The organism is Microcoleus sp. F4-D5 (assembly GCF_036704885.1).
Taxonomy (GTDB): Bacteria; Cyanobacteriota; Cyanobacteriia; order Cyanobacteriales; family Microcoleaceae; genus Microcoleus.
The window spans coordinates 42475-57509 of the sequence record NZ_JAUBSX010000044.1; the positions used below are offsets into that span (position 1 = coordinate 42475).

Annotated in this window: 10 protein-coding genes; 4 read left to right on the forward strand and 6 right to left on the reverse strand. The window is 45.8% G+C overall.

Annotated features, from left to right (window positions below; translation table 11 throughout):
• Nucleotides 1-212: 212 nt before the first annotated feature.
• The 4 genes from QUA80_RS20075 to QUA80_RS20090 form a co-directional block, all read right to left on the reverse strand.
• On the reverse strand, nt 213-599 hold the full coding sequence (locus QUA80_RS20075) for a response regulator (protein ID WP_333426859.1): 387 nt from the start codon (nt 597-599) through the stop codon (nt 213-215).
• Nucleotides 600-908: 309 nt separating this feature from the next.
• Complete coding sequence (locus QUA80_RS20080) at nt 909-4355, reverse strand: PAS domain S-box protein (RefSeq protein ID WP_333426860.1); 3447 nt, start codon at nt 4353-4355, stop codon at nt 909-911.
• Nucleotides 4356-4624: 269 nt separating this feature from the next.
• Nucleotides 4625-6547, reverse strand: coding sequence for a response regulator (locus QUA80_RS20085; protein ID WP_333426861.1), 1923 nt, complete (start codon nt 6545-6547; stop codon nt 4625-4627).
• A gap of 201 nt (nt 6548-6748) precedes the next feature.
• Nucleotides 6749-8032, reverse strand: coding sequence for a chemotaxis protein (locus QUA80_RS20090; protein WP_333426862.1), 1284 nt, complete (start codon nt 8030-8032; stop codon nt 6749-6751).
• Between the two features lie 260 nt (nt 8033-8292).
• Here QUA80_RS20090 and QUA80_RS20095 point away from each other — a divergent pair, with 260 nt between their 5' ends.
• The 3 genes from QUA80_RS20095 to QUA80_RS20105 all read left to right on the forward strand — a co-directional run bounded on the left by QUA80_RS20095 (nt 8293) and on the right by QUA80_RS20105 (nt 12027).
• Complete coding sequence (locus QUA80_RS20095; RefSeq protein WP_333426863.1) at nt 8293-10845, forward strand: ATP-binding protein; 2553 nt, start codon at nt 8293-8295, stop codon at nt 10843-10845.
• A 60-nt stretch (nt 10846-10905) separates the two neighbouring features.
• Nucleotides 10906-11157 (forward strand): four helix bundle protein, encoded by a 252-nt coding sequence (locus QUA80_RS20100; RefSeq protein ID WP_333426864.1) that lies wholly within the window; start codon nt 10906-10908, stop codon nt 11155-11157.
• 195 nt (nt 11158-11352) lie between these two features.
• Nucleotides 11353-12027 carry an N-acetylmannosamine-6-phosphate 2-epimerase gene (locus QUA80_RS20105; protein ID WP_333426865.1) on the forward strand — a complete coding sequence of 225 codons (675 nt, stop codon included), beginning with the start codon at nt 11353-11355 and terminating at the stop codon, nt 12025-12027.
• A 237-nt stretch (nt 12028-12264) separates the two neighbouring features.
• On the opposite strand, the gene QUA80_RS20110 is transcribed toward QUA80_RS20105, so the two are convergent.
• Nucleotides 12265-12624 carry a phage holin family protein gene (locus tag QUA80_RS20110; protein WP_006635567.1) on the reverse strand — a complete coding sequence of 120 codons (360 nt, stop codon included), beginning with the start codon at nt 12622-12624 and terminating at the stop codon, nt 12265-12267.
• Between the two features lie 214 nt (nt 12625-12838).
• On the opposite strand from QUA80_RS20110, the gene mrdA reads away from it, so the two are divergent.
• A complete protein-coding gene (mrdA, locus tag QUA80_RS20115) occupies nt 12839-14653 on the forward strand; it encodes a penicillin-binding protein 2 (protein WP_333426866.1) in 1815 nt (604 codons plus the stop codon).
• Nucleotides 14654-14749: 96 nt separating this feature from the next.
• Here the strand turns inward: mrdA and QUA80_RS20120 are convergent, their stop codons facing one another.
• Nucleotides 14750-14914 carry a hypothetical protein gene (locus tag QUA80_RS20120; protein ID WP_333426867.1) on the reverse strand — a complete coding sequence of 55 codons (165 nt, stop codon included), beginning with the start codon at nt 14912-14914 and terminating at the stop codon, nt 14750-14752.
• Between the last annotated feature and the right edge of the window lie 121 nt (nt 14915-15035).

Below are 15035 nucleotides of genomic sequence, written 5' to 3' on the forward strand. Positions count from 1 at the left end.
CTTCTAGAAGTTCTAAGAAATCAGCGTTTAAAGCAATACCGCTTCAGTAAAATAGAGCTACATATATATTGTAACCGAGCATCTACAGGCAAACGGTAATGTCTTGTCATTAGAAAGATATGGGACTTTTAATAATTGGTATAAGAGACATAATTGTAGCAAAACTTTTTTGAGGTGGTATCGCAAATCATCCGATCGCATTTTACCCCAGTTTAAAGCAACGGTTCCCAACCCAGAATTTCCGCCACTTGCTGTGCCAAAGTCAAAGGATCGAAAGGCTTTGCAATCACCCCTGCTACCCCCAAATCAGCAAATTCGCTCAAATCCATCGCCTGCACCTTAGCCGTCAGAAGAATCACCGGAATCCCCCGAGTAGCCTCATTGTTTTGCAGCAAACCAAACAGAGTAAGTCCGTCCATATCCGGCATCATCACATCTAACAGAATAGCGTCAGGGAGTTGAGTTTCAGCTAAAAGCAATCCTTGGCTGCCGTCGGGCGCGCTTAATACCGTCCAGCCGCCTAAGTGTTCCAGACAGGCCTGAATCACGCTGCAGAGGTTTTTTTCATCATCGATTACCAAAATGCGTTTTGCTGACATAATTAAAACTCAAATTTTAAATTAATAATGGTAAACTGAAAAAGCAGTTATGCACCCTGGCTCATCAACCCGCTTTATTCACAGATATAGCAGCAGGAAGAAGCAATAAAATTAAGAGTTTCAGCAATTAAAAACGTCCTAATCGTCTGGAACGGTTGCTATATTTTGCCGCTCACCTACTTAAACCGAGAACAGAAAAATCGAAATATATTCCTCCCAAACTCAATACTCCCGGCTTGCGTTGTGAGGAAAGTTAACCTTCGCACTCTCTTAATGAAAGCAATCTCAAAACTCCCAAGTTTTGCCCCCTTAGCCTTCCAACGGTCCAGGCACTGTGAAATAGAAACTGCTGCCTTCTGAGACAACACTTTCGGCCCAAATTCTGCCGCCGTGCTGCTGCACGATGGTGCGACAGATAGCCAAACCCAAACCCGTACCTCCTTTTTGGCGGGAGTCAGAAGCATCGACCTGTTGAAACCGTCCAAAGATAGTTTCTAGTTTATCAGCAGGAATCCCCCGGCCTCGATCTTTGACTTCAAATAAAATCCGTGAAGCGTAGCTATCCCGTAGAGAATCGCCCAAATCTTCCACCCTGACAGTTACTGTACTCCCCGGAGCCGAGAATTTAATCGCATTGCTCAACAAATTTACCAGCAGTTGAACTATCCTGTCGGGGTCAGCCCAAATTTTTGCCGTTTCGGGCAAAATTGACAAATCAATGTTATTTTCCGCAGCCAAAGCAAGTACAGCTTCAGCAGACTTCCGCATCAAAACCTGGGCATCGCACCACTGCTTGACGAGGGTAACTTGGCTCGAATCGAGCCGCTCTAAGTCTAGAATATCGTTGACCAAACGCACTAACCGTTCAGTATTGCTCGAAGCGATTTCTAACATCTGTTTGGCAGTTTCCGGTCGATTTTTCAGTACCCCAGTCGCCAGCAAACCTAAAGAACCGCGAATGGAGGCAAGCGGAGTTCTCAGTTCGTGGCTGACAATCGAAATAAACTCATTTTTCATTTTTTCAATTGCCCGACTTTCTGTGATATCTGTGACTGTGCCGACGTGACCGATTAGTTGAGATCTGTCGGAAAAAATCGGAGCAGTTTTAAGCCGACAAAACCGGATTGTTCCGTCTTGCTGGATGTGGCGGAATTCGCAGGAAAATTCCCCATCTAGCGATTGCGATTGGGACCACTTAGACAGAATTAGTTGGATGTCTTCCGGGTGAACAAACTGCATCCAGCCGTCTCCTAAAGCTGCTGCCGGTGCGAAGCCGCCAATTGCTTGACAGCGGGGATTTGTATAGGTACATTTCCCCTCAGCATCGATTTTGAAAATGCCGACGGGGGAACTCTCGCTCAGAGAGCGAAATAAAGCTTCGCTTTCCCGCAGTTCTGCTTGAGAGCTTTCTAGTTCTCTGGTTCGCTGCAAAACTCGCATTTCTAACCGTTCGTTGAGCTGTTGGAGGGCGGCTTCAGCAAGTTTGCGATCGCTAATATCGCGGTGCACTGATACCCAGTGGGTAAACTCACCATTTTTGTCCGCTATGGGCACAATGCTCATTTCTACCCAAAATTCCGTCCCGTCTTTGCGGTAATTGATCGTGTCAACTCGCAGCGGCTGCCAGGTTTCCAAAGCTGTCCGAATTCGATTGAGACTGGCGCGGTCTGTTTTTTCTCCTTGCAAGATTCGCGGCGTTTTGCCCACAACTTCTTCTAGCGTATAGCCGGTCATCCGCGTGAAAGCTGGGTTGACATAAAGAATTCGCGGGCCAGGTTCGTTAATCGGTTCAGCTTCGGTAATTAACACGGCGTCGTTAGTGGTGGTGACTGCTGATTCCAACAGGCGCAACTGTAATTCTCTAGCTTTGCGATCGGTAATTTCTCTAACTGTCCCCACCATCCGCACTGCATCGCCTGCTTCGTTGTAAAAAAACTTGCCTTTCCCCTCAATCCAGTGAATGCTGCCGTCGGGCCAAACCACGCGGTATTCGTGACAGTAATCCGATCGCTGGGCCAGGGCCTGATTTACAGCATTCTGAAGACTGTTTAAATCTTCTGGGTGAACGCAAGCTACAAACATTTGATAAGTTCCGTCAAAAGTTGCCTGGGCAAACCCAAATAACTCTTCGTGTTCCCTCGACCAAACAATGTGATTTTTCTGCAAGTCCCAGTCCCAAAATCCGATTTTGGTAGCGGACAAAGCTAAGCTAAGCTGCTGATTTTTTTTCCGCAACTCCATGCTAGTAATAGCAACTCGGAGTTCTCGGGCTATTTCGATTTCGCACCGCTGCCAAGGCAAAGATTTTAACCTCACAGTTTCTTGCCACAAGTCAAAGGAATTGCGAGGAGACAGCGGCCGGCTGCCATCCGGTTGCACTTCAATTTCCCCGTCTGGTTTGCCGGCCCAGTTGACAGTTTGAATTGTTTCTGGACGGAACCACAAAATATAATAATTTTGCATTTCGGACATGGCAAGTACCAGCAAACCGCTAGCAACTTCTTTAAACTTCTCGGAGGGCGGATACAGTTTTGATAGAGAATCTGTATGAAAAATATCATTATTTATTTGAGTTTTTATCCAAGCAATTAACTTTTGGATTTCTAGCAATTCCGGGGTTTTGCCGATGGTTGTTAAATTTTCATTGGCACACACAACTCCACCGGTAGCGCCCACTAAGCTCAGCAATTCATCTCCGGATTTAAGTAAACCTTCTACAAAGCAGTGTGATTGAGAAATTTGGGTGATAAAGTTACGGCAATTTTCTTTTAAATAAATTGCATATTCCCAATTTTCGCTGTCTTGTTTGTAGCTAAGTTCTAGATTCACAAACTTTGCTAGCAGTTCGCAAGCCTTTCTTGTTTCGTAGTTGACATACTTTCGTGTTGGGTGGTGACAGGCAATCAATCCCCAGAGTTTTCGATCTTTGATTAATGTCAATGTCATGCTGGCGCCAACGTTCATATTTTTGAGATATTGAATATGGCAAGGGGAAACTGCTCTCAACAAGGAGAAGCCCAGATTCAGGGGGCGACCGGTCAGCGGATTGCAGTGAGGAATTAGTTCTATCGGCTGACAGTTAATATCGGGAATAAACCGAATTAAATTCATGGTGAACAGGTTTCTTGTCTGGGGAGGAATATCGGTAGCCGGATAGTGCAGTCCCAATAAAGGAGCCAAACTTTCTACTTTGTCTTCGGCGACTACTTCCCCCGCCCCGGTGGCATCAAATTGATAGACGATCGCTCGATCGAAACCGATCATCCTCCGCACTTCTTCCACTGCTGTCTGACACAGCACTTGCAGGTTGGCTGTTTTGTGGATTTTGTCGATCGGCTCTTCGACTAAACGGTAGAAATTAAAACTATCGCTAGCTGTTGGGGAAACAACCGACTCTAATTCAACAATTAATGCTGAACTAGATTGATGCAGCGTTCCATGAAAAAAAGACTGGCGGTTTTGACTTTTGAAGGATAATCTGATACCGTTAGAGTGATGATTCTTTTCAAATAAAGCTTTTTCTATAGCCTCAATTGCCTCAGCCTCGACAAATTCATGTAAAAATTTGCCCACAAGTTCTTCTGGGTAAATGCCGAGTTCCTCAAAAGTATTGTTGCTAACTTGCAAAATTTTCCACACAGGAAATTCCAGAACCAAAAGCATGCCGTGAGGTTGAATCGAAGCCGGAGCGTAAATTAGTTCGCAGTTGCTGTCATTGAGATGGTCTGTGTCTGAGGGCAATACCATTGCTTTCATCTGATTAATACTTCTCTAAATTAGCCTGTGTCCTCGATTGGCGGGCAAGCATCAATCAACAGCACCGCGTCGGAATCACACAATCAAACAATCCCAAGTCTTGGCTAAGGCTTCCCGATCTGTTTCGGACACGCACTGCATATTTCCTCCGAGTTATACCAGTTTAAAACAAGAATACAGCTATAAGTCAGCGATCGAAACCCAGATCCGATCAGTCATTCCCAATGCTTCAATTTTTTAATTATTTAATTTGTTAAATCTAAAATGGATTAACGCTGTGCCTGAGCCAGTCTGTTCCTCAGTTGAGTTCGCTCCAAACGATTCAGGAGGCGAGCAATTAATTCCGGTTTGACGATCGGCTTGTTCACGTAGTCGTCAGCACCTGCGACAAACATTTGGCGCACTATTTCCGATTCGGAATGAGCTGTCAAAAATAGCACGGGGAGCTGGCTCCAGCGCAAATCGTTGCGAACTGCCAAACACAGCTCGATACCGCTGTAACCGGGCATCTCTACATCTAAAATTAGCAAATCCGGACAAGTCGTTTCGAGTACCTCCCAGAACTTTTCGGGATCGTCCAATGTTGTTACTTGAAATCCCCAAGGTTTTAGAATCACTTGCAGTGCAGCCAATAGATGCACGTCATCGTCTACCACCATAACTTTAGCTTCAGCAGGACCAGTCTGGTCGATTAGCTGGGCGACTGCTTTGAGTATATCTGCTGGGGGCATAGATTTGTGTAAAAAGCCCGAAGCTCCCAAACGAGCAACCTCTATTCGATCGCTCAATTGATTTTGCTCGCTAAAAACCATCACCGGAATTTCGGGCTTTTCAATGCGGAGTTCGGCTAAGAGAGAAAGTCCGTTTTCCTGAGATCTGGAAAATGTCAAATCCAGCAAAATCGCGTCGGGAGGCTGTTGAGAAATCGCATTTCTTGCCGCTTGCGGAGAGTTGGCGACTTCTATCTGAAAGTCGGAACCGGATGCTACTGTTTTGAGTCGATCGCTTCCAAAAGTATCATCGTCAACAATCAGCATTCGGCGCTTTTGGGAAACCGCAGGAACCAAATCGCCTTCTGGTTCGGGCGACGGGCGATCGAATATTTGTTTGAGCTTATGCAGAAATCGCTCAATCTGCCGATCCGTCCCCGGTTTCCAGATGTTTTCCGCCTTGAACAAATGTTCTATCTGGCGCGCAACTTCCGAACCTTTCGGCAGCCCTAACGTTCCCAAAGAACCGACTAATTTGTGAGCTTGAGTTTGGGCTTCCTCGCGCAGTTCGCCCTCCAAGCTTCCGTTTTTCAGTTGAGCGATCGCGCGCTCGAATACCGCCACTTTTTCTATAAAATTAGCTTTTAAATTACCCTGCATTTGGGCAACCACACTCATGACTTTGAGGCGGCGTTCGTCATTGTTTAATTCCCGGCTAGACCCGCTGGATTCAGGAGATAAAGTCTCTGGAGTTTTAGCAGTTTTTGCCGTTTCCTGCACAACTTTTTGGTTTTCAATATCCTCCGGCAGACTTTTGAGCCGATAGCCCAATCCATACACGGTTTCCACTAAATCTACAGTCATCCCGGCTGCTTTCAGCTTCTGCCGCAGCCCCTTGATGTGAGCGGTAACGGCTTCTTCTTGAGGAAATTCGCCGGCCGACCAAATGCGATCGAGGATGGCGCTGCGACTGAAAATGCGCCGGGGATTTCTCAGGAAAAGTTCTAGCAAATTGTACTCTTTGGGAGTCAAGTGCAGCACTTTTTCCCCATAAGTTACTTCCGTAGTGTCCGGGTTGACTTGCAGTTTTTCCCAGCTCAAATTTGTACTCGACAAAGTTGCCTTACCCCGGCGCAGCAAAGCCCGAATTCGAGCGATTAATTCTTCGAGATTAAAGGGTTTGACCACATAATCGTCTGCACCCGCTTCTAAACCTTGGACTCGATCGTTGCTGCTATCTAGCGCTGTTAGCAGTAAAATCGGCATTTGGCAGCCCGACGCCCGCAATTTCCGACACAAACTAATGCCGTCGAGTTTAGGAATCAGCACATCCAAAACAATCAGGTCGTAATCGTATGCCTGCACCAACTGCAAGGCTGTTTCACCGTCTGCTGCAACATTAACATTGTAATTGTGAGAGTTCAGCGCTTGGGTAAGCAACCTGACTGTCATTGTGTCATCTTCTACCAGCAGAATTTTCATAAGCGTAACCTGTTGTTTAATCTATGTTAGTGACTGACTTCTTATCGAATTATTGGGATAGTTAAATAACCTTTTTCCTAGTTTATTTGAAATTTTCCTACCCTCAGTCTAACAAATAGTATTTTTGAATATAGTGTGATGGTAAATTATTATTAGATTTTTTTACCTGTCCCAATGTTTCATCAAATTCTCCAGGGTACTTTATGGTTTTTTTGACTTCAGCGCCTGCTGAATTTTTTGAATCAAATATTGCGATGAATCTTGTTGCTGAACTATGTGTTCCAACTCAGAAACCGCGACTTCAGCGTTTTTTATATCTTTAACTAAAGAATCAGCGGTAACACTTTTTCTGACTCCCAAAGGTTGTTTGATACCGGTCTGTGAATTGAAATCTTTTTCCGCTATTAATTCCTCTAACTCTAACAGCGCCATTTCCGCGCGATCGATCTTAATGGTCACGGATTTAGCCACATTCGCACCCGCTCTTGCTGCCTCCGTGAGTTCGTGAACGCGAAGTTTAAACCGGCTGGCAATTTGCTCCATTTGAGTTCCCAATTCAAAAGTTTTACTTGCCAGTCTGCCAATTTCCAGACTCACTTGGCTCAGACCGCTGGGCTGACTTCCCATTTGATTGGTAACTACAGCCACCTGTACTGCTAAATGCCTGACTTGTTCGATCGCCTCCCGGATGGTTCGAGAAGTGCGGTTAACCGTTTCTAAATCATTAGCTATTGCTTTGCCAACGCCCAAAATTTTATCTGTATTGTTGCAAATAGAATTAGCACCTTGAAAAGTAGCTTGAAATGCTTGGCGACCTTCCGAAGAAATCAATTTCGCAATCTTCATAAATCGCTGATTCATGTGAGCAATTTCTTCAGCTTGTTTGATCATTGCTACTTGGTTACTGGGATTAATATGCGATTTTTCTGTTTGACGTTGTTGGGCTTTTAAAAGTTCATTGCATTCCTGAAATTTTGCCTGTTCTTGTTGAATTATCGCCTGATATTTATGTCTTTCTACTCGGTATCTTTGAATAATTTTGTTAGCTTGCGCTAAAATTTTTGACTGAGCAATTACCAGAGTATGAACGTCCAAAAGGCGGTAAGTCCGGTTTTCCATTACCACAATAATCGGTTCATAGATCAAGTCTTTGTGCCTGTTGAGAGACGCTTGCACGGCATCGTCAACTTTCCAGTTTTCCGAAAGCAGCAAAGGCGGAATTCTAATAAAATCTAACAATGCTCGAATAGGCTGCGTCCCGTAAAGTTCTACGCGATCGGGAAGACTCATGTGCTCTCGAAATTTGACGCGAGAAATCATGCCCAATACCTGTGATTCATGAGTAATAATGACTCCCGGCAGGTCGGGTTCTTGCTCGAATCTTTCAGCCACTACCTGTCCTGGAGTTGCAGCACTCACTTGGAAGTGGTGACACGGCAGATGTCCGATCGTGAAATCGGGGGTGAGTTGAGTTGGATTGCTCATTTACCCGGATAGTGTTAAGTAGAAGTTAACAAATTATATATTAATATTATACTGGAATAAGATTGTTTAAAGTAATGACAACTATAGGGAGAAATAAGCTTTCTGGCTCCTGGGCCTGACGAGACCCTGGCTTCTGACTACTTCGATCTCCAGTCTGCTCAACTCTGTTGGAGCGGCCGCCCCTCCCGCGCCCCGGGTTCCGTCCCCAAAACAGGGGCATTCAAATTTTGTTCTTTAAAACAACCGGGAAAATATCTAGATTGAAACTCAAAACCTTAAGTCGGACTTTGCCGCTAGCAACGTTTGAGGCTGCTTACCAGTTGTTACAGCAAATGGCTGAAATGCCCGGGGCGATTTGGCTGGCAGACGATGCGCTCGCTGATTCTCAAGATCTGGAAAACTCGTCGGAAAGATTTGCAGCAGTGGTATCCGATGGGTTTAGCGCGCTGCTGCGGGGCAATCTATTAGATGAGTTCGCAATAAACGGACACAAGCACAGCGAAAAAAATCTCAATTCGCAATTGAATGTGCAGTTGACTTTCGATCCTGGGGCGATCGCCAATTTCCTCTCTCCCCTCGCAGACAAACTCGCAGAAATAACACCCGCACCCTCGCGGCAAGTAGACCTTCGCGCCCTGAAACAAGCAATTAAAAACATACAGCCAAACTCTGCCGTTCTTCAAAGCGAATTCACCCTAAATTTGTTGGAGATTCTCGCAGACAATGCCAGCCAAAACAGTCGCCCGCCCCTACACACCCAAACAGAAATACAGGGAAAATCCGCGCCCAAACTGATAGATTCCGAAACGCTGAAGCGCCAGATTTCGGAAGCAGTCAATCACTTACAAATTACGAGTCCCTGCATTTCATTGTGTCAGCCGGTGGAAGATGCTTTGCAGCAGCAGCTCGAACAAGAGCGACTTTTGAATCAGGTGACAACTCAAATCCGCCAGAGCTTGGAATTGCCTGTAATTTTGTCAAAAGCAGTCGAGCGAGTGCGAGAGTTTTTGGAAGTAGATCGTCTGTTAATTTATCAATTTGAAAAAGTCCCAGCGCCGCACAATAACGAGTTAGGTAAAGAAATACCTGCGGCGGTTTCTGGGTCTGGCGAAACCACCCCAAAAAATTCCGGGTCTTACTTCTATTTAGGTCGCGTCACCTACGAAGCTTTAGCCAGCGAAGCTATCTCGTCTGTACTGAATTTTAGTGAAGGCGCGCAGTGTTTTACCAATGGAGTCATTGACAGAGAGAAATATCGCAAAGGTTTGGCTTTGTGCGTCGCGGATGTGGAAAAAACTTACTCTTCGCAGCCTTGTTTTTTAGAGTTGATGCGGCGGGCGAAGGTGCGGGCGAAGTTGCTAGTGCCGATCGTAGTTCAAGACGAATTGTGGGGGCTGCTAATTGCCCACCAGTGTACTTTTCGGGAGTGGGAAGAAAGCAAAAAAACATTTTTGCGACACATAGCAGAACATTTGGCGATCGCCATTTACCAAGCCGAACTTTATGCAGAAGTCCAGCAGCAAAAGCGCACCTCAGAACAGCGCGTAATAGAGCGCACGCAAGAACTGCGCGATGCACTGGTCGCTGCCCAGTCTGCCAGCCTCGCCAAGAGCGAATTTTTGGCAGCTATGAGTCACGAATTGCGGACTCCCCTCACTTGCGTCATCGGGATTTCCGACACCCTGCTGCGGTGGTCTTACGGCAAAGTTGGCAGCAAACAAGTGCCGGTGCAAAAGCAGCGGCAGTACCTGCAAACTATCCGAGACAGCGGCGACCACTTATTAGAATTAATTAACGATATTTTAGATTTATCGCAAGTAGAAGCGGGAAAAGCAGTATTAAAAATTAGTGAATTTTCTATTTCTAAATTAGCTTCTCAGAGCCTGCACGCCCTAAAAGAAAAAGCTGTGGCTAAAGGCGTGAAACTGGTGCAAGAACAGCGGATCAAACAAGAGTGCGATCGCTTCACCGCTGACCCGCGCCGTTTGAGACAAATTCTATTCAATCTTTTAGGAAATGCGATAAAATTTACTCCCGAAGGCGGGCAAGTCATCCTGCGAGTTTGGGTTACAGAAGATAAAAATCGAACGCCTGCTGTTCGGCATCCCGGTATTGCACCTGCTGGCAGCACCGCTGTTTTTCAAATCAAAGATACCGGCATTGGAATTCCCGAAAATCAGCGATCGCTTTTGTTTCAAAAATTCCAGCAGTTGGATTCCCCCTACCGCCGCGAATACGGCGGTACCGGTCTGGGATTGGCTTTAACTAAACAGTTAGTAGAGCTTCACGGCGGTGCGATCGAAGTCAGCTCTACAGTTGATGTCGGCTCTACTTTTACCGTTTTTATACCCATCCAAACTCTCAGCAAAGATGAATCCACAAAATTCACATATGAAAAATCGAATTCATCTTTACCGCTGCATTCTTCCTCCTTGCAGGGCAGCCTCGTGCTCGTCGAAGAAGATGAAGAAACTGCCATGCTGATTTGCGAGATCCTGACAGTCGCAGGACTGCAAGTGGTGTGGATGATTGAAGGTTCGGCGGCGGTGGAACAAATTGAACTTTTGCAGCCGAATGCTGTGATTGTCGATATGCGTTTGCCCGGTATGAATGGCTGCGAAATAATTCACCAACTGCGCCAAAGACCCGCTACTGAAAATATTAAAATTCTGGCTCTAAGCGCTAAGGAGATTCCCGCAGATGAGATATCTTCCGTGACAGCGGGAGCTAACGATTGTTTGGCTAAACCGATTCACCCTGAACACTTGCTCGACAAAATTATTTCTTTAATGGCGGGGATTGGTAATGGGTAATTGGGAATTGGGTCTAAAAGCATCGGACATTTAATATATAATTGAGTTTTTGAGGCAATTATGGGAAAACCTGATTTTGAGGCATTAGAGGTTTATAAGTTGACGGAAAGTTGGGCGAATGAGATTTGGAAGATTGTAAAAAAATGGGATTACTTCACAAAAGATAGGATCGGCAAACAGATCGTTATGTCTGCTGATAGTGTCTGTGATAATATGGCTGAAGCAAGAGTTCGTTATATTGACCGAGATAGTCGGCGTTGTGTAAAAATTGCCAGAGGCTCTTTGTACGAAACAGTAAACTGGTTAACATGAGCCTATGCTAGACAACTTATCACAAGCGAAGAAGTAAGCAAATTTAAACCAATTGTCGATAAATTACTACCAAAACTTAACGCTTATTTGAGTTGAATAGCCGACAGGGAATAAATTACAAAAAAAGGCCCATTCCCATGCCCCATCCCTCCGCTTCGCTCCGCCCAATTCCCAATTCCCCATTCCCCATTCCCCATGATTAATTGTCAAATTCCTACAGGGTTAATTGTTTCTTGTCAAGCACCTGCTGATTCGCCGCTGCACGATCCGATCGTAATTGTGGCAATGGCTCGAACCGCCATCAATCGAGGTGCCTCGGGCGTGCGGATTGACACTCCGGCTCACATTGCAGCGGTGCGAAAACAGGTATCCGCTCCCATAATTGGGATTTGGAAGCAGCAATTGCCGGGATGCGAGATATACATTACTCCTCGGTTTGAAGACGCGCGGGCGATCGCCGCTTCTGGAGCAGATATTATCGCCGTTGACGCTACTTTGAGAAACCGTCCTGCTGGCGAAGAGTTAAAGACATTAATCGGGCGAATTCACAGCGAATTGGGCAAATTAGTGATGGCGGATGTAGATACAATAGAAGCTGCGATCGCGGCAGCCCAAGCTGGTGCCGATACTGTAGCAACTACTCTTTTTGGCTACACTGCCCAGACGAAAAATTTCTCGCCGCCCGGATTTGATTTGCTTGCGGAAATGGTAGAAAAGCTTAAGGTTCCCGTTATCTGCGAAGGCGGGATCGCTGGGCCGGAAATGGCTAAAAAAGCATTGGATTTGGGAGCGACGGCTGTTGTTGTCGGCACAGATATTACTGGGATTGATATTAAGGTGACAGCCTATAAGTCGGTGATTGGGAAGTAAGAAGGAAGATGGAAGAAGGAAGATGGAAGATGGAAGATGGAAGATGGAAGAAGTAAGATGGGAGAAGTAAGATGGGACAAGGGAGAAGGGAGAAGGAATAGGGAAGATGGGACAAGGGAGAAGGAAGAAGCGAAAAGAAATATTCGGCGACAGAAATCGCTTTTAGGCAAACGAAACGCGCCAGGTAAGGCGTGGAAATATCGGGCGATTTCTATCGCCCTTTTTCTAGGGGAGTTGCTAAATCAGTGCGCCGTTGATAAAGCTGCTAACTACAGCCAAGGCGATCGCGCCCAGTACCGCGCTCCAAAGGCCCATCCGCAAACTAAATCCTTCAACTAGCTTCGCCGCCGAGGCAAAAACAATCACGTTCATTACAAAAGCAAACACGCCGGAAAGCAACCCCAGCGTCAGCAGGTTCGGCACGAAAAAAACTGCTTTTAGAATTGGCAAAATTAAAACATTCAACATTCCCAAAACCGCAGCGGAAATTACTGCTTTCGGTGTGCTGTCAATTTCTACGCCGATCGGGAGTTGAGAAATTAGCAGCAAGCTGCTGCCCGTCACCAGCCAAGCAATCAAAAAATCGATCGGTTCCACAGCGCCCCTACCTCCTTAACAGTTGAATTGTCAATAAAACCTGATATTTAAGCTCTACCTTAATCAAAAAAAACCGCTGATTCCTCTACCAATCGACAGAATTTATGTCTGTCACTAAAGAGTTAGAAGTTATCATAGGTGTATCCTCCGCCAAATAATCCGGATCGCAACCAGATCAACCTGTTAGTTGAATAAAAATAGCAGATTAATTAATATGGCTGGCGATTTTTCTTTTAACTCTCAAGTCCGATTAGACAAAAATGGCTTGGACAATGCTTCACGGCAACGCAGCCGATCGCTCCAAGTTATGATTTTTATGCTGCTAGTCACTACCTTGGTGACGCTGCCGATATTTCGTCTAGCCGAACTGCAACTGATACAGGGAGCCTACAACCGACAGCGGGCGGAAAATAACCGCATTCGTCCTGTTTCAGTCCCAGCGAATCGCGGTCAAATTTTAGACCGCAACGGCAAAATTTTTGCGGCCAGCCGCGTATCTCGATCGGTCTATGTGTGGCCAAAAGAGCGATCGGCCAAGGAGTGGCAGGAGATTGCCGCTACACTGGGTCCGATCGTCAAACTTCCCGCTGCCGAAATTATCAAAAAAATCGATGGAGTTGGCTACAGATCGGCCCTACCAGTGCGAATTAGTAAGGATATCGATGTCGGTACTTTCGTCGCTTTGGGAGAACAAAGTAATGCTTTGCGGGGAGTTGAAATTCGCGTAGAATCGAGCCGAGACAATCCCAACCAGCAATTAGCAGCTCACGTTTTGGGATACGTCGGCGAAGCTACTTTAGATCAATTAAAAGCTAATCCTGCATATCCGATGGGGATGATCGTCGGTCAAATGGGAGTGGAAAAATTAGCCAATTCAACTTTAGAGGGCGTTTGGGGAAACCGTTTAATCGAGGTAAATGCTAAGGGCGAAGAAATCCAAGATTTAGGTGTAAAAGACCCTATTCCCGGCAAACCGGTGCAGCTAACTTTAGATTTAGATATGCAGAAAACTGCGGAAAAAGCTTTGGGCGATCGCCTGGGTGCAGTTGTGGCGATCGACGTGAAAACCGGAGCTCTTTTAACAATGGCTAGTTGGCCGACATTCGATCCCAATATTTTCACCCGCAAGGTAACTCAACAAGAATGGGATCGACTGCAAGGGCCAGACAAACCATTTTTAAATCGGGCAGTTCAAGGCTATCCAGTGGGCAGCACTTTTAAGATTGTCACTTCTGTAGCCGGGATGGAGTCGGGCAAGTTTTCTCCTGACTCGACTTTGGTAAGTTCTGCTTCAATTAACATCGGCGGAATTTCCTTTAACGAACACGGCGCCGGTTACGGCCTTATCGGTTTCCGCGATGCTTTAGCCTACAGCAGCAATACGTTTTTCTATCAAGTAGGCATGGCTGCCGGCCCCGAACAAATGGCGAAATGGGCTAAAAAAATGGGCATTGGCGGTACTATTAATTTAGACCTTTTGGGGATAGACGGCGCCAATCACGGTCAAGTTCCGATCCCAGCAGAAAAACAGAAAATGTATGGGGAAGATTGGTACGTTGGCGATACGGTAACAATGTCGATCGGTCAAGGTTTGGTACTTTGTACTCCCCTAGAATTGGCGGTGATGGTGTCAACTATTGCCAACGGTGGTTGGCGAGTGCAGCCGCATTTGTTGGCTTCTCAAACCAATACGCCTGTTACTGAAAAAATCAAAACAGGTATTAAGCCTGCAACTTTAAATGTAGTTCGCCAGGGATTGATTGACGTGGTGAAAAAAGGTACAGGCCGCGCCATGAATGACGGTACTATTCCTTTAAGTGCTGGTAAGACTGGGACGGTGGAAATGCCCGGTCATCCTGACAATTCTATGTATGTGGGTTTTGCTCCCGCTGACAAACCCGAAGTTGCGATCGCAGTTATCGTTGAAGGCGGAGGATATGGTGCTGTATCGGCGGCACCAATTGCTCAAGAGGTATTTAGAACCTATTTTCAAAAGCAGGGTTTTAAACCTACTAATAAGCCTCTCTAGTCATTAGCTAATAGTTGAGTCCTGACTGTTGACTGTTCACATTTTGTGCCATACATCGATCGCACTATCCTGGATATCTGGGAAAAGTGCGATCGATCAAAAGTTTTCCCGTACCAATCGTCTCACTTCCAAGGTTGATAAATTCATCATTTGTGCCACCTGTTCCAGACTCGTTCCAGAATTTAAGAGTTGAGTTACGAGCGATCGCAATGTTGACTCCGCAGCCACCCGTCCCAGGTTTTCTTCCTGGTGAGTCTTCAAAAACTCACCCGTTTGAGGAACTCTAAACCTCAATTCTCCTGAAATTATACCATTTTTCTAAAGTTATGCTAGAGTTACCTGAAAAGTAAAGGAGAATATTAAAATGTCTGGGCGTCCTCAT

Bases quoted from the DNA above. Each gene is read 5' to 3' on its own strand.
- QUA80_RS20075 (WP_333426859.1), bottom strand. From the start codon at position 599: ATGTCAGCAAAACGCATTTTGGTAATCGATGATGAAAAAAACCTCTGC.
- QUA80_RS20105 (WP_333426865.1), top strand. From the start codon at position 11,353: ATGATTAATTGTCAAATTCCTACAGGGTTAATTGTTTCTTGTCAAGCA.
- QUA80_RS20085 (WP_333426861.1), bottom strand. From the start codon at position 6,547: ATGAAAATTCTGCTGGTAGAAGATGACACAATGACAGTCAGGTTGCTT.
- QUA80_RS20080 (WP_333426860.1), bottom strand. From the start codon at position 4,355: ATGAAAGCAATGGTATTGCCCTCAGACACAGACCATCTCAATGACAGC.
- QUA80_RS20090 (WP_333426862.1), bottom strand. From the start codon at position 8,032: ATGAGCAATCCAACTCAACTCACCCCCGATTTCACGATCGGACATCTG.
- QUA80_RS20100 (WP_333426864.1), top strand. From the start codon at position 10,906: ATGGGAAAACCTGATTTTGAGGCATTAGAGGTTTATAAGTTGACGGAA.
- mrdA (WP_333426866.1), top strand. From the start codon at position 12,839: ATGGCTGGCGATTTTTCTTTTAACTCTCAAGTCCGATTAGACAAAAAT.